The following is a 20,226-nucleotide window of genomic DNA, read 5'->3' as shown; positions in this document are numbered from 1 at the left end:
CGGTCAGCCCGTTAGGTTTAGCGCATGTCTTCGCACTGGCTCAAACCTTATATGCCTCGCAGTCTTTACGCCCGGGCAGCGCTGATCCTGGTTTTACCGGTGATCGTGCTGTTGCTGGTCGTGGGAATCGCGTTCCTTCAAAAGCATCTTGAGGATGTCACCGGCCAGATGACACGCGCGGCATCCCGCGAGGTGATGCTGATTTCGACAATGATCGAGGACGCGGAAACGCAACAACAGGCGCTGGCGTCGATTCGTCCCGATTTGCAGGCCCTTGAGATGAAGGCCAGGTTTCTGGGCGTCAACGAACAGCCTGAGATTGGCGCGCGGCGATGGTACGATTTCATCGCCCCGCAGGTCGAATCCGAACTGTATGCCAGGTTGCCCAATCTTGCCGCCGTGGCGTTACCCAGCAGCAAAGAGGCGCGGGTTTATCTGAATACGCATCTGGGAGTGCTGCAATTGACGTTCGATCGGCGCAGGTTGTCGCCCGCGGCCCCGCATCAATTGATCGTCACTATGGTGTTCTTTGCGGTCATCATGACGACGATCTCGTTTCTTTACATGCGGAATCAATTGCGTCCCATTACGCGCCTCGCTGATGCGGCGCAGGCCTTCGGGCGGGGGCGAATCGTTCCGTATTCACCCGGTGGAGCCATCGAGGTTCGTGCGGCGGGAAATGCGTTTCTGGATATGCGGTCCCGTATCGAACGCCAGATCGAGCAACGGACGTTGATGCTGTCGGGTGTCAGCCACGATCTGCGCACCCCGTTGACGCGCCTGAAGCTTGGACTGTCGATGTTGCCGGAAGACGAGGCCGCACCGTTGCAAAAGGATGTCACGGAAATGCAGTCCTTGCTGGATGCGTTTCTGGACTTTTCGCGTGGGGCTGCCGAGGGATCGGCGGAAGAGGTCCAACCGGATGAATTTCTCCGCCAGATCGTGGATGATGCAAAACGGGCCGGTCATCAGGCAGAGCTGATCGCGGTCGAGGGGCAGGGGACGGTCATGATACGCCCCATGGCTGTACGCCGGGCGGTGGAAAACCTGATTGGAAATGCCATGCGCTATGGCAGCCGGGCCGAGCTCAGCCTGTTTCTGAACGCGAAATCGATGCGCATCCGTGTTGAGGATGACGGCCCCGGTATACCTGCGGACCAACGTACAGAGGCGGTAAAGCCTTTCACGCGGCTCGACCCGGCTCGCAATCAGAATCAGGGCAGTGGCGTTGGCCTTGGTCTTGCGATTGTGGCGGATGTCGCGCGCGCGCATGGTGGAGCTTTGCGTCTGTCGAAAAGCGAACGTCTCGGAGGGCTCTGCGCGGACATAATAATCGGACGATAGACCCCCCGTTATGTCTGCGCTTGGGGTTCAATTTTGTTAATTTGTCTGGCCATGGCATCCTGTCCCCATAGTTTTTTGCTTTTTTGGGGGCGCACAGGATGGTTATCGCAGGATTCGTGAAATTGGCCGAAAAGGGGTTTGTCGGGTGCGCGACACTTGCGGCCTTGCTGCCTCTTTGGCAGTGGTATGACGAAACCGATGAAAGGCGGGTGGAACGTCTGACCGGTTTTATCGGGGCAGGCGATACATGTCTGAAATGGTTGCGGTCCGACCTGATCGAATCGTTGGCATCCGAGTTGTGGCATGCGTCGCAGCAGGACGTGGTGGATGGCGACGAGGATCTGGCACCTCTTCCGGTTCAGGTGCGTGCCAATATGGCGATATTTTGCGCTGAAATGCTGGACTATTTGCAGAATGACTTCGGCAAGTTCGACGAGCCTCTCGCCTATGATTATTACATGATGATCATGGATGCGTCGTTCTGGGTCGATCCTGATGAATTCGAGACCTATTTGGAGGCGGTGCATCAAGATCCGAGCCTGTCCGGCAGTCACGAGGATTACAGCTTTGGTGGGCGCGACGGCTATTCCTATGAATGGCAAGTAACCCAAGAGGAGCTCGACGCCTATTTTGGGTTCGAAGATTCGGACGGATGAGCCAGCGCATCAACGTCCAGACGGCAACAACCCACCTGGATGTCTCGGCGAAATGGTAGGCCCGGAGGGACTCGAACCCCCAACCAAAGCGTTATGAGCGCTCTGCTCTAACCAATTGAGCTACAGGCCCGCCTAGGCGCTTGGGTATCACGGTGAACGGCCGCGTCAAGCCTGACCGTTGCAACAAACGCCACAATCGACTAACCCGCCCGCAAAGCTTTCTTGAGGGACCGGACATGACAGCGGGTAAAAACGGAATCACCTATGCCGATGCAGGTGTGGATATCGACGCGGGCAACGCCCTGGTCGATCGGATCAAACCCGCCGCCAAGCGGACCAACCGCCCCGGTGTGATGAGCGGCCTGGGTGGATTTGGCGCGCTGTTCGATCTGAAGGCTGCCGGGTACCAGGACCCGATTCTGGTCGGTGCGACGGATGGCGTGGGCACCAAGCTGCGGATTGCGATTGATACCGGCGTCGTGGACGGGGTCGGCGTCGATCTGGTGGCCATGTGCGTGAATGACCTGATCTGTCAGGGGGCCGAGCCGCTGTTCTTCCTCGATTATTTCGCGACCGGCAGGCTGGATACCGATACGGCGGCGCGGATCATCGAAGGGATTGCCGAAGGATGTGCGCAGTCTGGCTGTGCCCTGATCGGTGGTGAAACCGCCGAGATGCCGGGAATGTATCCCGATGGCGATTTTGATCTGGCCGGGTTTGCGGTCGGTGCGATGGAACGCGGCGCAGATCTACCTGCGGGCGTTCAAGCCGGTGACGTCCTTTTGGGTCTGGCCTCGAACGGGGTGCATTCCAACGGTTATTCGCTTGTGCGCAAGCTGGTCGAACTGTCCGGTCTGGGCTGGGATTCGCCGTCGCCCTTTGGAGAGGGCAATCTGGGTGAGGCACTTCTGACGCCCACACGCCTTTACGTAAAACCGGCTTTGGCTGCGGTTCGCGCAGGTGGTGTGCATGCGCTGGCGCATATCACCGGCGGCGGGTTGACCGAAAATCTTCCGCGCGTGCTGCCCCAAGGGCTTGGGGCCCGGATCGATCTGGGTAGCTGGCAACTGCCCCCTGTCTTCGGCTGGATGGCGAAGACCGGCAGTATCGTTGAGGCGGAAATGCTCAAGACTTTCAATTGCGGCATCGGCCTTATTGTCGTGTGCGCCGCAGACAAGGCGGATGAGCTGTCAGCCCTGCTGGCCGATGCCGGTGAAACCGTCGCTCGGATCGGTGCCGTCACGGAAACGCCCGGCGTTGCCTATTCGGGCAAACTGCTGTGAGCCAGAAGCGCGTCGCGATCCTGATCTCCGGGGGCGGGTCGAACATGGTGTCGCTTGTTGACAGCATGACCAAAGATCATCCGGCGCGGCCCTGTTTGGTGTTGTCCAATGATGCGCAGGCAGGCGGGCTGAAAAAAGCTGCGGACCGTGGCATTCCGACCGCAGTGGTTGATCATCGCCCTTTCAAGGGGGACCGCAGCGCCTTTGAAGCCGAGCTTTTGAAGCCCCTGCAAGAGGCGCACCCCGACATTGTCTGTCTGGCCGGCTTTATGCGGGTTCTGACAGCGGATTTCGTGTCTCGGTTTCAAGGCCGGATGCTGAATATCCACCCTTCATTATTGCCAAAATACAAAGGGTTACACACCCATGCCCGCGCGATTCAAGCCGGAGATTCCGAACACGGCTGCTCGGTGCATGAGGTGACGGCGGCGCTGGATGATGGCCCGATTCTGGGTCAGGCACGGGTCCCGATCAAAGCCGATGATACACCGGAATCGCTGGCTGCGCGGGTGCTGGTGTGGGAGCATAAACTCTACCCCGAAGTGCTGCGGCGCTTTGCAGAAGGCAACAGGTCGCCCGTCCTGTTGCCGTGAAGGCTCTGTGGGTGATTTACACCCGTGTAATAATCGGCCTATGGTCGTCGACGACGCTCGGGACGAGGACAAAAACGGGCAGGCACAAAAACAAGAGCGATACTAGTACGGCGCATGAAAACCCTGACGACGACGCAAGAGCTGGCCGATTTCTGCAAGGCCGCCGAAGGCTATCCCTATATCACGGTCGACACCGAATTTCTGCGTGAGCGGACGTACTACTCCAAGCTGTGTCTGGTGCAATTGGCTGTCCCGTCCGAGGATGAAGACAGCGCGGTTCTGGTCGATCCGCTTGCCGATGGCTTGTCGCTTGACCCGCTTTACGATCTTTTCCGGAATGAAAGCGTGGTCAAGGTGTTCCATGCCGCCCGCCAGGATCTTGAGATCTTCTGGGTCGAAGCCGGCGTGTTCCCCAAACCGCTGTTCGACACACAGGTCGCAGCGATGGTGTGTGGCTTTGGCGAACAGGTTGGCTATGAAACTCTGGTTCGGAAAATCTGCAAGCAGGGCGTCGACAAGACCTCTCGGTTCACCGACTGGTCCCGGCGCCCGCTGACCGATGCTCAGAAAAACTATGCTCTTGCGGATGTGACCCATTTGCGCGGGATCTACGAGCGTCTGGCCGCAGAACTTGAAAAGACGCAGCGCAGCCACTGGGTTGCCGAAGAATTGCGGACGCTGACACAGCCTGCCACATATGACATCCGCCCCGAAGACGCATGGAAGCGGGTGAAAACGCGCACGAACTCGGCCAAGTTTCTGGCTGTGGTGCGTGAATTGGCGCAGTTTCGCGAATCCTATGCGCAGGAAAACAACGTGCCCCGGAACCGCGTATTCAAAGACGACGCGCTGATCGAGCTGGCATCGACCAAACCCAAAACACATTCGGATTTGGGCGGATCCCGCCTGTTGCTGCGCGAAGCCCGCAAAGGGGCGGTCGCCGAAGGTATTCTGGCAGCGGTCAAGCGCGGCGTGAATTGCCCGCCCGACAAATTGCCCAAGGTCGACACTTCGCGCGACAAGCTCAAGGTCAATCCGGCGCTGGCTGACCTGCTAAGGGTTCTGCTGAAGTCCAAAACCGAAAGTTCAGGTGTGGCGGCGAAATTGATCGCCACAAGCTCGGACCTGGATCAGATTGCAGCCGGCGAGCGGGATGTTCCAGCCTTGTCGGGATGGCGGTTCGAAGTCTTTGGCGAGGATGCTCTCAAGCTGTGCGAAGGAAAGATTGCCCTGGCGGCCAAAGGGCAGTCGGTCAAGGTCGTGTCCCTGTAACGGCGCTTACCGGCGCCGTGATTCCAGTGCGTTCTGTTGTCCGACCACGCGGACCAGCCGAATACCTTCCAGTTCCTGTTTCGAGATATTGATGGCGTCCGATACCATCCGAGTACGTTCCGACCCTTGCGGCGTCTCATAGCTGGGGTAGTTCACACGGAACACAAATTCCAAAGTTCCGTTCTTCTGGTTTTCTTCCTTTTCAACAGGAACCAGACGCGCGTTGAATGCCCCCTGCCGGACAGCCGTGCCAGACGCATAGATGATCGCGCCAGAGGGGGTCGGGTCAATGCGCAATTCGTCGATCTGACCAATTGGAATGCTGGTGTCTTCAGCATCGGGGCGGGAAAACAGGCCGGTTCCTCCGCCTTGCTTCGGAACCAATGCGTCGGCGGCATTTGGGTCGGGCGGTGTTTCGGCTTCGACAGATCTGCTGGATCCGAACCAGTTTGACGGGTTCACCCGAGAGTCACGCCAGCTGCTGCATGCAGTCAGGGTCAGCGTGGCGATGATGAGAACGGACAGAGATTTTTGCATGGACCCACAGACTTTCACACGAGTTCAGGCAATGGGTTAGCGCAATTTCTTCGCGTTGAAAAGCCACCGCGGGGGCTGGACAGTGGCGGGTCACCGGCTTAGGTCACAATTGTGAATGCAAACAAAGGACCACCGCATCATGGCCACGCCCGCCTTTGAAGAGATTGTCGAGGATTTCGAGTTTCTCGAGGATTGGGAAGACCGGTATCGCCATGTCATCGAGCAGGGCAAGGCGATGGAGCCGTTGGACGACGCATTCAAGGTTCCGGCGACAAAAGTCCATGGATGCGCCAGCCAGGTCTGGCTGCATCCGATGATTGAATCCGGCGTCTTCAAGTTCGATGGTGACAGCGATGCACTGATCGTGCGCGGCCTGATCGCTGTTCTTCGGTCCTTGTACAACGGTTTGCCCGTGGCCGAAGTTCCCAAAGTCGATGCGGGGGCTGAACTGACACGCCTTGGGCTGAACGACCACCTGTCCGCTCAGCGCTCGAACGGCCTGCGGTCGATGATCGAACGCATCCGGCAGGTCGCACAGGAAAACGCCTGATCTCATCTTGGGCGGTTTGCCCAGTCCGAGAGCGTGTTTTCCAGATCGCCGTAACCGGTGAACCGGCGTTCGAATTCAAGCCCCATCCGGTCTGCGCATTCGCGCGCGCGTTCCGTCAGCTCTGGGCTGTCGATCTGGGCCTGATAGACAAGTTTGGTGTAATTGCCGAAATACATGTCACGTAGTTCCGGGTGGCGGTCCAGGCCCAGTGGTTTCCAGACAAAGGCGTCGAATTGCCGGGCCAGGAAATCTGTCAGATAGAACGCGGTTGTTTCGTCTTCTCCGCGGTCCTGAAAAGCCTGATTTCCTTCGAAGAAGGAATAGCAATGGGGCCCCTTCACCATTTCGACCCCAAGCTTTTCGCAGGCGGCCTGAAGCAGGCCCCCTGTGCCGCAATCGGCGTAAACGATGTAGATCTTGTCATAATTGCGCTGATGCTTGGCCACGGCGTCTTCCACAGCCTGGGTGATCCGTTCCGGGTGAACGTGTAGGATCGCAGGCAGGCAGGTCAAAGCCATGTGATCCCAGCCATTCCGTGTTTTGATGTCCAGTATTTCGCGCGCAAGAGCGCCGCAGGCAATCAACAGGATGCTTCCCTTGCCCGTATCGTCATAGCCCTTCGTGGTCAGGGCTGCATCATCTGGCAGGGATTCGTTTGACATCACTTGGCATCCTTCGGGGCTGCTGCCATAGGAGGATGATTGAGGCCTTTGGGCAAGCCCCGATCCGACATCTCATGTCAGGCCGCCGACGCATGCGCTTCGAACGCGGTCAGCAGGGGCCGGGCCAGCGGGCCGTACGCGGCAACACCGTTCAGCGACAGTTCCGGAAACAGCGACAGGATTTCTTGCCGTGCGGCAGACCCGAGACTGTCCCAGATATGCGCGCCGGGATGAAAGCTCTCGCTCAGGCAATCTTCGGCCCAGAGCAGCTCATGCCGGTCGAACAGCAAGTGGATGTAGGTCACCAGCCCTCCGGGCCGCAGTATGATGTCGGACTCGTTCACGAGGTGTTTGGCAGGCGCCAGGGCTTCGCAATGCCCGGTGTACAGCTCGAGACGCCAATCCCCAATCAGCATGCGGTGCTGTTGTGACACCAGAAGGTCGCGCGTGTTTCCGATGGCGCCTGCTTTGAAAAGAACAGGCGCATGCGGACCCGTTGCCTTGACGGTTCGCCGCCCCATCCATCGCAGGGGTTGCAGCCCATGATCATGGGTTTCAATCCGGTCGCCGACGGACAGGGTTTCAATCGGTCGCACGCCTTGCTCGGTGCGGATCATCGTTCCGGGGGTAAAGCAGGGCACCAGATCCCAATCTTCACGGCGGGATGTCAGGCCTGAATACCGGTTTCCGGCAAGGCTGTTGAGCGTGATCGAGCGGACAGGGCCAACCTCCAAGGCGGACTGGTCCGAATTGTCCGAGAATTCCGGCATCAGATAGGTATTGCCATCCACATCCTGCGCCAAAACTGCGGAAATCCTGGCAGTTGATCCGTCAAAATAGGTGATCGTGGCGTTGTAGACCGAAGTGCCATCGAATGTCTGAGGCGGTCCGCCATTGATCGAAAGCCGATCATTGGCCGACATGTTGTTCATGTTGTAGTACGAACCCGGATTGCCGACCGGGCTCCAGGTGACGCTGTTATTTGCCAGCGGATCGTCGGACCCGCCAAAGGTTTTCCCCACAAGCACCGAAGCGTTTTCAGCTGTGTTGTTGCCTTCGAAACTGTCGATATCGGCAAGTTTGCCGAGCGAGATGGCTGTGAACGTAGTCGGCACGAGACCCCCTGGGGATGTGGATGCCTCGTTCTTTTAGACCTGCTTTGGTTTAGAATTGGATAATCCGGATTTTCCGGTGACAAGGCGCTTCGGAATCGAAAAGGCCGCCCGGATCGGACGGCCTTTCAATCAGTATTATTCGGGTCTTAGCCAGCCAGTTGATTGTGCTTGCGGCCCACGAATTCCTTGGCGGTTTCCACTGCAACAGCTGCGTCACGGCAATAGGCATCCGCGCCGATGGCTTTGCCGAACTCTTCATTCAGGGGCGCGCCGCCGACCAGAACGATGTAGTCGTCGCGGACGCCCTGTTCGACCATCGTGTCGATGACCACTTTCATGTAAGGCATCGTAGTGGTCAGCAGGGCCGACATACCCAGAATGTCGGGTTGTTCGTTTTCCAACGCTTCCAGGTAGTTTTCGACCGGGTTGTTGATGCCCAGATCGACAACTTCGAAGCCAGCGCCTTCCATCATCATCGAAACAAGGTTCTTGCCGATGTCGTGGATGTCGCCCTTTACGGTGCCGATGACCATCTTGCCGACGCGCGGTGCACCGGTTTCGGCCAACAGCGGCTTGAGAATGGACATGCCGCCCTTCATGGCGTTTGCGGCCAGCAGAACCTCGGGGACAAACAGGATGCCGTCGCGGAAGTCATGGCCCACGATGGTCATACCGCCAACCAGAGCCTTGGTCAGGATGTCATAAGGTGTCCATCCGCGTTCCAGCAGGATATTGGTGGCTTCTTCGATCTCTTCCTTCAGGCCGTCATAGAGATCGTCGAACATCTGCTCGACCAGTTCGTCGTCATTCAATTCGGACAGGACGATGTCTTCTTCGTCGGACATGGGGTATTCCCTGTGCTGGGCGGGCCATCGGCCCGTGGTGGCATTTTTTCCGTTTTGGCCAAAACGTCGCATCGTGACTGTGACGATTGCGACGTCGGTCGTTTCGGGACCGACCTATAGGGCAAAAAATGGGGGGGCTCGATAGAAAAGTCTGCAAGATCATCCTGCGGAGATTTCATCTCGCTTCAATCCATCTGTGATTTGGCGGGGCTTGCGCCAAATTGGCGACAAGCCTATGTTTGCGTTAGAACAAAAAGAGAACAGAATGACATGAGTATCGCGCGGACGATCAAGGCAAGAGGAACAACGACGAACGAAGCTGGTCGGTTTGAATGCTTTGCCACCACGGCCACCGAAGACGGGTGGGACATTGAGGAAGAATTGCCGCCGCTGCGAACCGAGACACGTGAAGAGGTTGCGCGCAGCGCTATTACTTACAACCGATCCCCCGACTTGCCCTTCGATCGGTCGATCAACCCGTACCGGGGGTGTGAACATGGTTGCGTTTACTGTTTTGCGCGGCCCAGCCACGCGTATCTTGGGCTATCGGCAGGATTGGATTTCGAAACCCGCCTGATCGCTCGACCCAACATGGGGCGTGTTCTGCGCAAGGAATTGTCCGCCAGATCCTACAAAGTCGCGCCGATTGCAATTGGTACGAATACGGACCCGTATCAGCCGATTGAGAAAAAGCACATGATTACAAGGTCATGCCTTGAGGTTTTGAGTGAGTTCAACCACCCGGTCGCGATCGTCACCAAGGGTACCCTGATAGAGCGGGATCTGGAGTTGCTTGCCGACATGGCAGGCCGGGGACTTGTGCGGGTTGGTATTTCGCTGACCACGTTGGATGCGGAATTGTCCCGCCGAATGGAACCACGGGCGCCGTCGCCCCTTCGGCGGTTGCGCGTGATCCGAACGCTGACGGAAGCGGGCGTTCCGGTGCGCGTCATGACATCACCCATCGTGCCGGGGCTGACGGATCATGAACTGGAAAGCCTTCTGGAGGCCGGGAAAGAGGCTGGAGCGGATGCCGCAAGCTGGATCATGTTGCGCCTGCCGCGCGAAGTATCGCAGCTTTGGCAGGGCTGGCTAGCCGATCATGAGCCATCGCGGTCGGAAAAGGTCATGTCCAAACTGCGGGAAATGCATGGGGGTCGGGACTACGATCCGCGTTGGGGACACAGAATGCGGGGCGAGGGTGAGTATGCCGGGATTATCGCTCAAAGGTTCTTGAAGACCTGCAAACGTCTGGGGCTGTCCATAAAATCGGCCCCGTTGCGTTGCGACTTGTTTGCGGTGCCGCCGCAGCCCGGCGATCAGCTGAGCCTGTTCTGAGGTTATGCGCCCCGGCTTGTTCGGTGCTGTCTTGTGCTGGAAAACACCGGGTCTTCGCGCTCTCATTGCTTCAACCCAAACAAAAAGACCCCGGCAGTACCGGGGCCTTCGAAACAGATTGCCGTAAGGCGCGTATCAGCGATTTTCGATATCCACGTAATCGCGCAGCGTTTCGCCCAGGTACAGCTGACGCGGGCGGCCAATCTTGTTTTGCGGATCGGCGATCATCTCTTTCCACTGGCTTACCCAGCCAACAGTGCGTGACAGGGCGAAGATCGGCGTGAACATCGAGGTCGGGAAACCCATCGCTTCGAGGATGATGCCCGAATAGAAGTCGACATTCGGGAACAACTTCTTTTCGGCGAAATACGGGTCTTCCAGCGCTTCGCGTTCCAGTTCCTTGGCGACCTGCAGTTTTGGGTTGTTTTCAATGCCTAGCAGATCCAGAACCTCGTCTGCCGATTGCTTCATCACTTTGGCGCGCGGGTCGAAGTTCTTGTAGACGCGGTGGCCAAAGCCCATCAGGCGGAACGGATCGTCTTTGTCCTTGGCCCGGGCGATGTATTCGGGAATGCGATCGACGGTGCCGATCTCTTCCAGCATTTCCAGGCAGGCTTGGTTTGCGCCACCGTGGGCAGGGCCCCAGAGGCAAGCAACACCGGCTGCGATACAGGCAAACGGGTTCGCACCTGAAGATGAGGCCAGACGCACGGTAGATGTCGAGGCGTTTTGCTCATGATCCGCGTGCAGGGTCAAAATCCGGTCCATCGCTCGGCTAAGGATCGGGTTGACCTCATATTCCTCGGCAGGAACGCTGAAACACATGCGCAGGAAGTTCGACGCATAGTCCAGATCGTTGCGCGGATACACGAAAGGCTGACCGGTGTGGTACTTATAGGCCCATGCAGCAATAGTCGGCATCTTGGCAATCAGACGATGCGATGCGATTTCACGCTGCTGCGGGTCCGAGATATCCGTTGAATCGTGATAGAAGGCCGACATCGCGCCGACAACGCCGACCATAATAGCCATTGGGTGCGCGTCGCGGCGGAAACCGCGATAGAAATACTGCATCTGCTCGTGCAGCATGGTGTGGCGTGTGATCGTGGTCTCGAATTTCTCAAGATCCTTTGCCGCCGGCAGTTCTCCGTACAGCAGAAGATAGCAGACTTCGAGGAAATGCGATTTCTCGGCCAGTTGGTCGATCGGATAGCCGCGGTGCAGCAGTTCGCCTTTTTCGCCGTCGATATAGGTGATGGTGCTGTCGCAGCTTGCGGTCGAAGTGAACCCAGGATCGTAGGTGAAGACGCCGGCCTGACCATAAAGCTTGCGGATATCAATGACATCCGGACCAGCAGTCGGAGAATGAACAGGCAACTCATACTCTTTGCCGTGAACGGTCAGAGTGGCTGTTTTGTTGCTATCAGTCATGGTTGTCCCTTCTTCATTCATGCGCACGCCAGAGATACCTCCGGTGATACGGGCAATGACTGCGCGTGGACGCGCAGTCCGGGTGTTAGCGGAGCAGCGTTACCCGTTTATGAAGCTTGGGTTATTTCGCTGCTTCAGAAAGCCGCGCCAGGGTTTCTTCCCGTCCCAGCACAAGCATCATGTCAAAAACCGAAGGCGTAACGGCCCGACCCGCCAGGGCGGCCCTCAGCGGACCGGCCAGCTTGCCGAACTTGAGCTCCTTTGACTCGGCAAAGGAATTCAGTGCCTCCTCCAGTTCGTTCCGCGACCAGCTAGCATTTTGCAGATGCGGCGTCAATTCCGTCAGTATACCATCGGATACAGTTGCCAATGCCTTTGCTGCCTTTTCATCCGGAACGATAGGGCGGCTTGTCAATGCAAAATGAGCCTTTTCAAGCAGTTCCGGGAAGGTGCGCGCCCGGTCCTTGAGGCAATACATCGCACGTTCCAGATCACTGGATTGTGTTTCAGTAAGGGGCGTAAGGTCTGCTGCGGCCAGATACGCCTCGATCTCTTGCCGCAGCGCAGCATCGTCCGAGATTGCGATATGCTGTCCACACAGGTTTTCAAGCTTCTTCAGATCAAACCGCGCAGGGCTTTTGCCGATCCCGTCCAGATCGAACCATTCCTTTGCCTGCGCGTCCGTGAAAAACTCATCGTCGCCATGACTCCAGCCTAGCCGGGCCAGGTAATTGCGCATCCCGGCTGCGGGATAGCCCATGGCCTGATATTCCTGCGCTCCAAGAGCACCATGGCGCTTGGACAGCTTCTTGCCGTCCGGCCCGTGAATCAGCGGGATATGCGCCCAGACCGGAACGTCCCAGCCCATGGCTTCGTAGATCATCATTTGCCGCGCGGCGTTGTTGAGGTGATCGTCGCCGCGGATGACATGGGTGACACCCATGTCGTGATCGTCGACAACGACTGCCAGCATGTAGACGGGTGTTCCGTCCGAGCGCAGAAGAATCATGTCGTCCAACTGGTCATTGCGGATGCTCACATCGCCCTGAACCTGATCGTGGATCACGGTCACCCCGTCCTGAGGCGCCTTGATGCGTATGGCAAAAGGTGCATCCGGATGCGTCGCAGGATCGGCGTCACGCCATGGGCTGCGGAACAGAGTTGATTTCCCTTCGCTGCGCGCCTGGTCCCGGAAAGCCGCGATTTCTTCCTGGGTCGAGAAACACTTGTAGGCTTTGCCCTCGGCCAGCAACTGATGCGCGACCTCGGCGTGACGAGCGGCCCCTTCGAACTGGCTGATCACATCGCCGTCGTGATCAAGGCCAAGCCAGGCCATGCCCTGAAGGATCGCGGCGGTCGCCTCGGGTGTCGAACGTTCGCGATCGGTGTCTTCGATCCGCAGCAGGAATTTGCCGCCCTGACCACGCGCATACAGCCAATTGAACAATGCAGTGCGCGCGCCGCCTATATGCAGGAAACCGGTGGGCGAGGGGGCAAAACGAGTGACGACCTGTTCAGTCATGGTGAGGATTAACCTTTTGGTAACCGTATCTGGCATAGTTTGAAGCCTGTCTAACGAGCCCGAAGGACGGGGGCAACCATGCGTGTTCTTGCACGGGTCGAGGCCGCGCTGCTGCACCAGACAGGCTACCTTTTCCCTTGGACGCCGGTTTTGCTGGCGACGGGGATTGGTCTTTATTTCGGCGTCCGCGTCGAGCCGGATTGGTCAGTTTATGCCGGTCTTGTCTGTCTTGGAATCGCTCTTGTCGCCTTGCGCCGCCGGCTGCCACCGGGGGTGGGAACGTTGGCAATCGGGGGGGCGCTGATCGCTGCCGGTTTCATTCTGGCAGGCGTTCGCGCCCATATGGTGGCAGAACCGGTACTGTCGTGGCGATATTATGGCCCTGTCGAGGGGAGGGTCGTCGCCATGGATCGGTCTGCCTCGGATGCGTTGCGGTTGACGCTTGATCAGGTACGCATAGGGGATGTACCTCAGGAGCGCAGACCGCAGCGCATCCGTCTTTCCGTTCATGTTCCAACGGGCGCAATCGCACCGGGGCAGCGTATTATGACCACAGGTCATCTTTCGCCGCCGCAGGGCCCGGTCGAGCCCGGAGGTTTCGACTTTCGCCGTCATGCCTGGTTTCAACGATTGGGCGCGGTCGGGTATACCCGCGTCCCGATCATGACCATCGCACCAGCGACCGAAGGGATCGACGGCATTCGGATCACTGCGATCCGCATGGCCATTTCGCAGCGGGTCAGGCAGATCCTGCCCGGTGAAATCGGTGGATTTGCCGCCGCCGTCACCACCGGAGATCGCAGCGGGATGGGGCAGGAGACGCTATCATCCTTGCGGGCGTCCAATCTGGCGCACCTGCTGGCCATTTCCGGGCTTCATATGGGGCTTCTGACAGGCTTCGTATTCGTGGCGTGTCGGTTGGGGCTGTCGTTGTGCCCCCCCGTGGCGTTGCGACTTCCGGTTCGGAAGGTGGCTGCTGTTCTCGCGCTTTGTGCCGCAACCCTTTATCTGTTGTTGTCCGGCGGCAACGTAGCAACCGAACGGGCCTTTGTCATGGTCAGCGTCATGCTGGGGGCCGTGTTGATCGACCGACGCGCGATTTCGCTGCGTGCGGTTGCTGTTGCCGCCGTCATCGTGCTGGTTCTTCGGCCCGAGTCGCTGCTGAGCCCCGGATTTCAAATGTCTTTCGCCGCAACCACAGCGTTGGTCGCCGTCTTCGGAGCGTTGCGAGAGATGCGCCCGATGCCCGGCCCAAATTGGTTGAAGCCCGTCGTCGGCGTGGTGATGTCATCGGCAATTGCAGGCCTTGCAACAGCCCCCATAGGTGCCGCGCATTTCAATACGATGTCCCATTACGGTCTGCTTGCCAACCTGCTTTCCGTTCCTGTCATGGGTCTTTCTGTCGTGCCCTCCGCCGTCGTTGCGGCGCTTCTGGCCCCGTTTGGACTGGAGGCAATTGCCCTGACCGTCATGGGGTGGGCGTTGCATTGGATCCTTACGGTTTCGGACTGGGTGTCGCACCTTGATGGCGCGCAGGGTTTTGTGGTCAGCCCGCCTTGGTACATCCTGCCCCTGGTCGCACTCGGCGCCTTGTGGATGGCCTTGTGGCAGGGACAAGCACGGTGGGCCGGAGCAGTGCCTGTTGTCCTGGCATTTCTGCTTTGGAACTCGGGGCACAGACCGGATGTCCTGATCGCTGAAAACGGCGGATTGGTGGGGGTCATGACCGACAAGGGGCGGGCCCTCAGCAAAAGCAAAGGCAGCGGGTTTGTCGCCGGTGTTTGGCTTGAAAATGACGGAGACGGTGTTGATCAGATCGAGGCGGCGCTCAGATGGCCGGACAGCGACATCGTGCAACGATACCAGTTGAATGATTTTGAGATCATCCATATCACCGGAAAACGGGCGGCGCGGGCGTTTGATGAATGCCAGAAAAACCAGATTATCATCTCGGCCGTTGCGCTTGCCCTGCAAGGTTCGTGCGGGGTGTTCGATCCGGAACGGTTGTACGAAACCGGCAGCCTGTCGGTTTCGAACGGAAAGTTGACCTCGAGCGCGGACATGACAGGTCATCGGCTTTGGTCCCCGAAACCTGCCGGGGACCGTCATTCCAATCAGGCTCAATAGGTGCGGATCAGTCCGACCAACCGGCCCTGAACCTTGACCTTTTCTTCGGGCAGGACGCGCGTTTCATAAGCCGGGTTTGCAGCCTCAAGCGCGATTGCGTTGCCGCGGCGGAAGTACCGCTTGAGGGTCGCTTCCTGATCCTCGACCAAGGCAACCACGATGTCGCCGTTATCCGCGGTCGAGGTTTCCCGGATGACGACCACATCACCGTCATTGATGCCAGCGTCGATCATCGAGTCGCCGCGAACTTCCAATGCATAGTGCTGACCCTGTCCCGAAACCATGGGGCCGGGGACGGCCACGTGATGCGATACATGGCTGATTGCTTCGATGGGAACACCGGCTGCGATCCGGCCCATGACCGGCAGCTCGAGCGCGTCCACCGATACAGGCTCCATATTCGCAGGGCGGGGGCCCTTGGGCCGGTCGCCTTCGATCACACGTGGCGTAAAGCCGGCCGTTGGCTCGCCGCCAAGGCTTTCGGGCAATTTCACGATCTCAATGGCCCGAGCGCGATGGGCAAGGCGGCGGATAAACCCGCGTTCCTCCAGTGCGGTGATCAACCGGTGAATGCCGGATTTCGACCGCAGGTCGAGAGCAGCCTTCATTTCATCAAAACTGGGCGGAACACCGTCCGCCTGCACGCGTTTGTGAATGAATTCCAGCAAATCCAATTGCTTCTTGGTCAGCATCGCTCACACCTCGTCGCTCATGCGTTTTCTTTTGTTCTACGCATGTTCACGTTTTGTGTCAACGAATTTGAGGTTACATCAGATTGGCAGATATTCGACCATTTCCCCGATGTCGCGCGCCGGATCGTGTGGGGCGCGGACCAAAAGCGCGTTGGACTGAGCCAATACGCTGAGAAGGGAACTGTCCTGATCTGCGCAAGCTTCGATACCGGCATCCGTCACCACGGCGCGCATATAATGCTCGCGCGGGCCATTCTCGGGCAAAGGACCACTCAGCCGGGCCGTGCGGAAGGGCGGCAGCACCTGTTCAAGCCCCAGCATCCGGCGCACCATCGGGGCCAGAAACAGATAGCCGCAGACCATGGCACTGACCGGATTGCCCGGCAACCCGACCATCGCCGCGTTGCCCATACGACCGGCCATCAGAGGTTTTCCGGGGCGCATTCGGATCTTGTAGAAGGATTGCTTCATCCCCAACCCCTGCGAGACGTCCGACACGAGGTCATAATCGCCAACCGACGCTCCGCCGATCGTCACGACCAGATCCGCCCCCTGCGCAAGGCCAAAGGCCGTTTCAAGCGACGAAACAGTATCCCGCGCGATCGGAAGCACGCGCACCACAGCCCCCAATCCTTCGAGCATTGCCTTCAGGCCAAATGTGTTCGATGCAATGATCTGATCCGGGCCGGGTTCTTCCCCGGGCATGACCAACTCATCACCAGTCGAGATGAGGGCGATCACGGGTCTGCGCGAAACCGGGACGCGAGGGATGTTCATCGCGGCCATCAAGGCCACATCTTCAGCGCGGATCAAACGCGGGGCCGATATGGACGTGCCAGCCTTGAAATCCACGCCAGCGGGTCGGATGTTCGTTTTTGCGCCGGGTGTGTCCGTGATCGTCAGAAGATCACCGCGGCGGTCCGTATCCTCTTGAATCACAACGAAATCCGCGCCCTCGGGCACAGGGGCGCCGGTATAGATGCGAACGGCCTGTCCGGGGCCTACAGCGCCCTCAAAACGACGCCCGGCGGCTGACTCGCCCACAACTTTGAACATGGCGTGCAGTTCGACCTCGTCAGATTTGACTGCATAGCCATCCATGGAAGAGGCGGCAAAAGGCGGCTGATCCCGCGTGGCCGTGACATCCCGCGAAAGCACGCGCCCTGCGGACTGGGCCAGTGGTACCTCTTCGGCCGGCAAAGGCCCCACGAGATCGAACAACAGGGCGCGCGCCTCTTCGACAGTAATCATTTCGCCTCGTAACGCCCTGATTTACCGCCATCTTTAAGCAGAACGCGAATGCCGCCTATCTCCATCGCCTTATCGACGGCCTTGGTCATGTCGTATACGGTCAAGGCGGCTGTCGATACGGCGGTCAGCGCTTCCATCTCTACCCCGGTCTGGCCCGAGGTCTTGACGGTCGACTGGATCCGAACACCCGGCAGGTCCGGGTCAAGAGTCAGCTCGACGGCCACTTTGGTCACTGGCAAAGGATGACACAGCGGAATAAGGTCCGGCGTTTTCTTTGCGCCCATGATGCCAGCCAAGCGGGCAATGCCCAGAACATCGCCTTTCTTGGCGCGACCTTCGGAAATGATTTCAAAAGTTTCCGGCGCCATCCTGATGTGACCTTCGGCAATGGCGACGCGATCTGTCACCTCCTTGTCCGAGACATCGACCATATGTGCCTGACCTTGGGCATCGAAATGGGTCAGTGGCATCACATCACTCCGGGGATCAGCGGGTTTGACAGGATATGGCGCGTTGCCGCTTCCACATCGTCCTGGCGCATCAGGCTTTCTCCGATCAAGAAGCAGCGGGCCCCATAGCGTGCAATGTCCTTCAGATCGTCAGGTGTACCCAGACCGCTTTCGCACACGATGGTGCGATCGGCGGGCACCAGCTTGGACAGGCGGCGCGTCGTGTCGAGCGTTGTCTCGAAGGTCTTCAGATTGCGGTTGTTGATACCGATCAGCGGACTTTTCAGCTGTGCCGCGCGTTCAAGCTCTGCCTCGTCGTGTACTTCGATCAGAACATCCATATCCCAATCGAATGCAGTGTCTTCCAGTTCAGCCGCCTGATCATCGCTGACCGAGGCAATGATGATCAGAATGCAATCCGCCCCTAGGGCGCGTGCCTCGACCACCTGATACGGGTCGTACATGAAATCCTTGCGCAAGGCGGGCAGGGATGTCGCCTCGCGCGCCTGCGTCAGATACTCTTTTTGACCCTGAAAACTGGGGGTGTCGGTCAGGACGGACAAACATGTCGCGCCACCATCTTCATAAGCCTTTGCAAGAACCGGCGGGTCGAAATCCGGCCGGATCAGTCCTTTGGACGGGCTGGCTTTCTTGACCTCTGCGATCAGGCCATAGCCTTGCCGCGAGGCGTGTTGCAGCGCATTGGCAAAGCCACGAGGTTCCGAGGCGGACCGGGCTTCACTTTCCAGTGTTTCCAGGGATTTATGCGCTTTGTCCGCCGCGACTTCTTCCAGTTTGTAGGCTTTGATTCTATCCAGAACGGTGTCGGTCATGCGGCTTCCTGTGTCTTGGCGGCCAAGGCCGTAATTTTAATTTTGGCATTGCCACTGTCAATGCTTTCAGCAGCCATGGCCACGCCTTCGCGCAGATCTTTTGCCGCTTCGGCGACGACCAGAGCGGCGGCCGAATTCAGCAGCACCGCGTCACGATACGCAGACGGGGCACCTTCCAGCAAAGCCCGGAACGCAAGGGCGTTTTCCTCGGGCGAGCCACCGATGATGTCCTCGAACGGATGCACCGGAAGACCTGCGTCTTCGGGGTGCAGTTCGACCTCTTTCACAATCCCGTCTTCCAGAGCGGCGACCCAGCTGATGCCGGTGATCGTAAGCTCGTCGGTCCCGTCCGAACCATGCACCAGCCAGGCCCGGTCCGAGCCCAGCAGGCCAAGCGTTTCGGCCATCGGGTGGATCAGGTCGCGGCTGAAGGCGCCGGTCAATTGCCGTTTGACGCCGGCAGGGTTGGTCAGGGGGCCAAGAATATTGAAGATCGTGCGCGTGCCCAATTCTTGCCGGGACGGCATCACATGGGCGATGGCAGGGTGGTGCATTGGCGCCATCATGAAGCCGATTCCAACGTCTTTCAGCGCATTTTCAACAACTTCCGGGCCAACCATGACGTTGATACCCATCTGGCCCAATGCGTCCGCCGCGCCGGATTTGGAGCTCAGGTTGCGATTGCCGTGTTTCGCGACCGTGACTCCGGCACCGGCCACGACAAAAGCGGTCGCGGTCGAGATGTTCAGGGTGCCTTTGCCGTCGCCGCCGGTGCCGACGATATCCATCGCCCCCTCGGGTGCGTTCACGGCATTGCATTTCGAACGCATCACGGCGGCTGCCGCGGCGTATTCATCGACCGTCTCACCGCGTGTCCGCATTGCCATCAGCAATCCGCCGATCTGGCTGGGCGTGGCTTCGCCATCGAACAGTATGGCAAAGGCTTTTTCAGCCTCGGCACGTGTCAAAGGACGATCGGCAGCGGCTCCGATCAGCGGTTTCAGCGCGTCGCTCATGCCGGGACTTTCAGTTCTTGCAGGAAGTTTTTGAGAAGGGCGTGACCGTGCTCGGATGCGATGGATTCCGGATGGAACTGCACACCGTGGATCGGCAATTCCTTGTGCTGCAATCCCATGATCGTGCCGTCGTCCAGCTCGGCCGTGATCTCCAGGCAATCGGGCAGAGTCTCGCGCTCGACCACCAGCGAATGGTAGCGCGTTGCCTCAAAGGGTGAGGGCAGCCCGGCAAACAACCCCTTGCCGGTGTGCTTCACCGTGCCCATCTTGCCATGAACGATCTCGTGGCACCGAACCACCTTGCCGCCAAACACCTGGCCTATGGTCTGATGGCCCAGGCAAACCCCCATTAGCGGCGTTTTGGTTTCCGCGGCGGCTTCCGTCAGTGCCAGGCAAATCCCCGCCTGATCCGGGTCGCAGGGGCCGGGGCTCAGCAGTATGCCGGCGGGGTTCATGGCCATCGCTTCCTGCACGTCCAGCGCATCATTTCGGCGAATGACCATTTCGGCACCAAGTTCGCCTAAATAATGTACCAAATTGTAGGTAAACGAGTCGTAGTTGTCGATCAGCAGCAGCATTTGGGCACTTATCTTCGCTTGGGCATTTCGGGCTGGCGATGCAGCCTCGGGCCACGGTATAATGTCCGCACATACATGCTCAGGCTTGAGCGGCAGCGTCAAGAGGACATCCCGTTTCTGGCGCGTTCAATT

20 protein-coding genes and 1 tRNA gene are annotated in these 20,226 nt (G+C 58.7%); 8 read left to right on the top strand and 13 right to left on the bottom strand.

Annotated features, from left to right (window positions below):
* The first annotated feature begins 24 nt into the window (after positions 1-24).
* Both I9185_RS04180 and I9185_RS04175 read left to right on the top strand, forming a co-directional pair.
* The gene (locus I9185_RS04180; protein ID WP_209832982.1) at positions 25-1,344 is read left to right on the top strand and encodes an ATP-binding protein; all 1,320 of its coding nucleotides are present in this window, start codon (positions 25-27) and stop codon (positions 1,342-1,344) included.
* Positions 1,345-1,442: 98 nt separating this feature from the next.
* A complete protein-coding gene (locus I9185_RS04175) occupies positions 1,443-2,000 on the top strand; it encodes a hypothetical protein (RefSeq protein WP_171115717.1) in 558 nt (185 codons plus the stop codon).
* A gap of 53 nt (positions 2,001-2,053) precedes the next feature.
* Here I9185_RS04175 and I9185_RS04170 read toward each other — a convergent pair.
* A tRNA-Ile gene (locus I9185_RS04170) sits at positions 2,054-2,130 on the bottom strand.
* A 106-nt stretch (positions 2,131-2,236) separates the two neighbouring features.
* Between I9185_RS04170 and purM the strand changes: the two genes are divergently transcribed.
* The 3 genes from purM (at position 2,237) to rnd (ending at position 5,148) form a co-directional block, all read left to right on the top strand.
* Positions 2,237-3,283, top strand: coding sequence for a phosphoribosylformylglycinamidine cyclo-ligase (gene purM, locus I9185_RS04165; protein ID WP_209832986.1), 1,047 nt, complete (start codon positions 2,237-2,239; stop codon positions 3,281-3,283).
* Positions 3,280-3,876, top strand: coding sequence for a phosphoribosylglycinamide formyltransferase (purN, locus tag I9185_RS04160; RefSeq protein WP_210092414.1), 597 nt, complete (start codon positions 3,280-3,282; stop codon positions 3,874-3,876). Before purM ends, purN begins: the two co-directional genes overlap by 4 nt.
* Positions 3,877-3,990: 114 nt before the next feature.
* Positions 3,991-5,148 carry a ribonuclease D gene (gene rnd, locus I9185_RS04155; RefSeq protein ID WP_171723195.1) on the top strand — a complete coding sequence of 386 codons (1,158 nt, stop codon included), beginning with the start codon at positions 3,991-3,993 and terminating at the stop codon, positions 5,146-5,148.
* A gap of 6 nt (positions 5,149-5,154) precedes the next feature.
* Here the strand turns inward: rnd and I9185_RS04150 are convergent, their stop codons facing one another.
* On the bottom strand, positions 5,155-5,685 hold the full coding sequence (locus I9185_RS04150; RefSeq protein WP_209832992.1) for a hypothetical protein: 531 nt from the start codon (positions 5,683-5,685) through the stop codon (positions 5,155-5,157).
* 139 nt (positions 5,686-5,824) lie between these two features.
* On the opposite strand from I9185_RS04150, the gene I9185_RS04145 reads away from it, so the two are divergent.
* Positions 5,825-6,235 (top strand): SufE family protein, encoded by a 411-nt coding sequence (locus tag I9185_RS04145; protein WP_210092413.1) that lies wholly within the window; start codon positions 5,825-5,827, stop codon positions 6,233-6,235.
* Positions 6,236-6,237: 2 nt separating this feature from the next.
* Here the strand turns inward: I9185_RS04145 and I9185_RS04140 are convergent, their stop codons facing one another.
* The 3 genes from I9185_RS04140 to I9185_RS04130 all read right to left on the bottom strand — a co-directional run bounded on the left by I9185_RS04140 (position 6,238) and on the right by I9185_RS04130 (position 8,857).
* Positions 6,238-6,897 (bottom strand): DUF1638 domain-containing protein, encoded by a 660-nt coding sequence (locus tag I9185_RS04140; protein WP_171723198.1) that lies wholly within the window; start codon positions 6,895-6,897, stop codon positions 6,238-6,240.
* A 77-nt stretch (positions 6,898-6,974) separates the two neighbouring features.
* Positions 6,975-8,012 carry a Hint domain-containing protein gene (locus tag I9185_RS20340; protein ID WP_210092412.1) on the bottom strand — a complete coding sequence of 346 codons (1,038 nt, stop codon included), beginning with the start codon at positions 8,010-8,012 and terminating at the stop codon, positions 6,975-6,977.
* A 146-nt stretch (positions 8,013-8,158) separates the two neighbouring features.
* Entirely contained in the window at positions 8,159-8,857 is a 699-nt protein-coding gene (locus I9185_RS04130; protein WP_171632198.1) for a B12-binding domain-containing protein, read from the bottom strand.
* 270 nt (positions 8,858-9,127) lie between these two features.
* Here I9185_RS04130 and I9185_RS04125 point away from each other — a divergent pair, with 270 nt between their 5' ends.
* On the top strand, positions 9,128-10,195 hold the full coding sequence (locus I9185_RS04125) for a PA0069 family radical SAM protein (RefSeq protein ID WP_210092411.1): 1,068 nt from the start codon (positions 9,128-9,130) through the stop codon (positions 10,193-10,195).
* Between the two features lie 135 nt (positions 10,196-10,330).
* Here the strand turns inward: I9185_RS04125 and gltA are convergent, their stop codons facing one another.
* Positions 10,331-11,626 (bottom strand): citrate synthase, encoded by a 1,296-nt coding sequence (gltA, locus tag I9185_RS04120; RefSeq protein WP_171632203.1) that lies wholly within the window; start codon positions 11,624-11,626, stop codon positions 10,331-10,333.
* Positions 11,627-11,747: 121 nt separating this feature from the next.
* Positions 11,748-13,148, bottom strand: a complete 1,401-nt coding sequence (gltX, locus tag I9185_RS04115) for a glutamate--tRNA ligase (protein ID WP_210092410.1) — start codon at positions 13,146-13,148, stop codon at positions 11,748-11,750.
* A 78-nt stretch (positions 13,149-13,226) separates the two neighbouring features.
* Between gltX and I9185_RS04110 the strand changes: the two genes are divergently transcribed.
* Complete coding sequence (locus I9185_RS04110; RefSeq protein WP_210092409.1) at positions 13,227-15,275, top strand: ComEC/Rec2 family competence protein; 2,049 nt, start codon at positions 13,227-13,229, stop codon at positions 15,273-15,275.
* Here I9185_RS04110 and lexA read toward each other — a convergent pair.
* The 6 genes from lexA to I9185_RS04080 all read right to left on the bottom strand — a co-directional run bounded on the left by lexA (position 15,269) and on the right by I9185_RS04080 (position 20,094).
* Positions 15,269-15,967 carry a transcriptional repressor LexA gene (gene lexA, locus I9185_RS04105; RefSeq protein ID WP_171632210.1) on the bottom strand — a complete coding sequence of 233 codons (699 nt, stop codon included), beginning with the start codon at positions 15,965-15,967 and terminating at the stop codon, positions 15,269-15,271. The two genes, I9185_RS04110 and lexA, sit on opposite strands and share 7 nt — an antisense overlap.
* 78 nt (positions 15,968-16,045) lie before the next feature.
* A complete protein-coding gene (gene glp, locus I9185_RS04100) occupies positions 16,046-17,218 on the bottom strand; it encodes a gephyrin-like molybdotransferase Glp (protein WP_210092408.1) in 1,173 nt (390 codons plus the stop codon).
* The gene (gene moaC / locus I9185_RS04095; RefSeq protein ID WP_210092407.1) at positions 17,215-17,688 is read right to left on the bottom strand and encodes a cyclic pyranopterin monophosphate synthase MoaC; all 474 of its coding nucleotides are present in this window, start codon (positions 17,686-17,688) and stop codon (positions 17,215-17,217) included. Before moaC ends, glp begins: the two co-directional genes overlap by 4 nt.
* Positions 17,688-18,500, bottom strand: a complete 813-nt coding sequence (gene trpC / locus I9185_RS04090; RefSeq protein ID WP_210092406.1) for an indole-3-glycerol phosphate synthase TrpC — start codon at positions 18,498-18,500, stop codon at positions 17,688-17,690. The genes moaC and trpC overlap by 1 nt, the downstream gene beginning before the upstream one ends.
* On the bottom strand, positions 18,497-19,516 hold the full coding sequence (gene trpD, locus I9185_RS04085; protein ID WP_210092405.1) for an anthranilate phosphoribosyltransferase: 1,020 nt from the start codon (positions 19,514-19,516) through the stop codon (positions 18,497-18,499). Before trpD ends, trpC begins: the two co-directional genes overlap by 4 nt.
* On the bottom strand, positions 19,513-20,094 hold the full coding sequence (locus I9185_RS04080) for an aminodeoxychorismate/anthranilate synthase component II (RefSeq protein ID WP_209833011.1): 582 nt from the start codon (positions 20,092-20,094) through the stop codon (positions 19,513-19,515). Before I9185_RS04080 ends, trpD begins: the two co-directional genes overlap by 4 nt.
* Positions 20,095-20,226: the final 132 nt, after the last annotated feature.

It is taken from the genome of Ruegeria sp. HKCCSP346, from assembly GCF_017872595.1.
Lineage (GTDB): Bacteria > Pseudomonadota > Alphaproteobacteria > Rhodobacterales > Rhodobacteraceae > Ruegeria.
Note: the sequence above shows the minus strand (reverse complement) of the source record. Positions and strands in the feature narration are given on the sequence as shown.

Coding starts and splice junctions, on each gene's coding strand:
- trpD (WP_210092405.1), bottom strand. CDS start 19,516: ATGAGCGACGCGCTGAAACCGCTGATCGGAGCCGCTGCCGATCGTCCT.
- gltX (WP_210092410.1), bottom strand. CDS start 13,148: ATGACTGAACAGGTCGTCACTCGTTTTGCCCCCTCGCCCACCGGTTTC.
- I9185_RS04125 (WP_210092411.1), top strand. CDS start 9,128: ATGAGTATCGCGCGGACGATCAAGGCAAGAGGAACAACGACGAACGAA.
- lexA (WP_171632210.1), bottom strand. CDS start 15,967: ATGCTGACCAAGAAGCAATTGGATTTGCTGGAATTCATTCACAAACGC.
- purM (WP_209832986.1), top strand. CDS start 2,237: ATGACAGCGGGTAAAAACGGAATCACCTATGCCGATGCAGGTGTGGAT.
- I9185_RS04145 (WP_210092413.1), top strand. CDS start 5,825: ATGGCCACGCCCGCCTTTGAAGAGATTGTCGAGGATTTCGAGTTTCTC.
- I9185_RS04150 (WP_209832992.1), bottom strand. CDS start 5,685: ATGCAAAAATCTCTGTCCGTTCTCATCATCGCCACGCTGACCCTGACT.
- I9185_RS04110 (WP_210092409.1), top strand. CDS start 13,227: ATGCGTGTTCTTGCACGGGTCGAGGCCGCGCTGCTGCACCAGACAGGC.
- I9185_RS04130 (WP_171632198.1), bottom strand. CDS start 8,857: ATGTCCGACGAAGAAGACATCGTCCTGTCCGAATTGAATGACGACGAA.
- I9185_RS04080 (WP_209833011.1), bottom strand. CDS start 20,094: ATGCTGCTGCTGATCGACAACTACGACTCGTTTACCTACAATTTGGTA.
- I9185_RS04180 (WP_209832982.1), top strand. CDS start 25: ATGTCTTCGCACTGGCTCAAACCTTATATGCCTCGCAGTCTTTACGCC.
- rnd (WP_171723195.1), top strand. CDS start 3,991: ATGAAAACCCTGACGACGACGCAAGAGCTGGCCGATTTCTGCAAGGCC.
- moaC (WP_210092407.1), bottom strand. CDS start 17,688: ATGCCACTGACCCATTTCGATGCCCAAGGTCAGGCACATATGGTCGAT.
- I9185_RS04175 (WP_171115717.1), top strand. CDS start 1,443: ATGGTTATCGCAGGATTCGTGAAATTGGCCGAAAAGGGGTTTGTCGGG.
- glp (WP_210092408.1), bottom strand. CDS start 17,218: ATGATTACTGTCGAAGAGGCGCGCGCCCTGTTGTTCGATCTCGTGGGG.
- gltA (WP_171632203.1), bottom strand. CDS start 11,626: ATGACTGATAGCAACAAAACAGCCACTCTGACCGTTCACGGCAAAGAG.
- trpC (WP_210092406.1), bottom strand. CDS start 18,500: ATGACCGACACCGTTCTGGATAGAATCAAAGCCTACAAACTGGAAGAA.
- I9185_RS04140 (WP_171723198.1), bottom strand. CDS start 6,897: ATGTCAAACGAATCCCTGCCAGATGATGCAGCCCTGACCACGAAGGGC.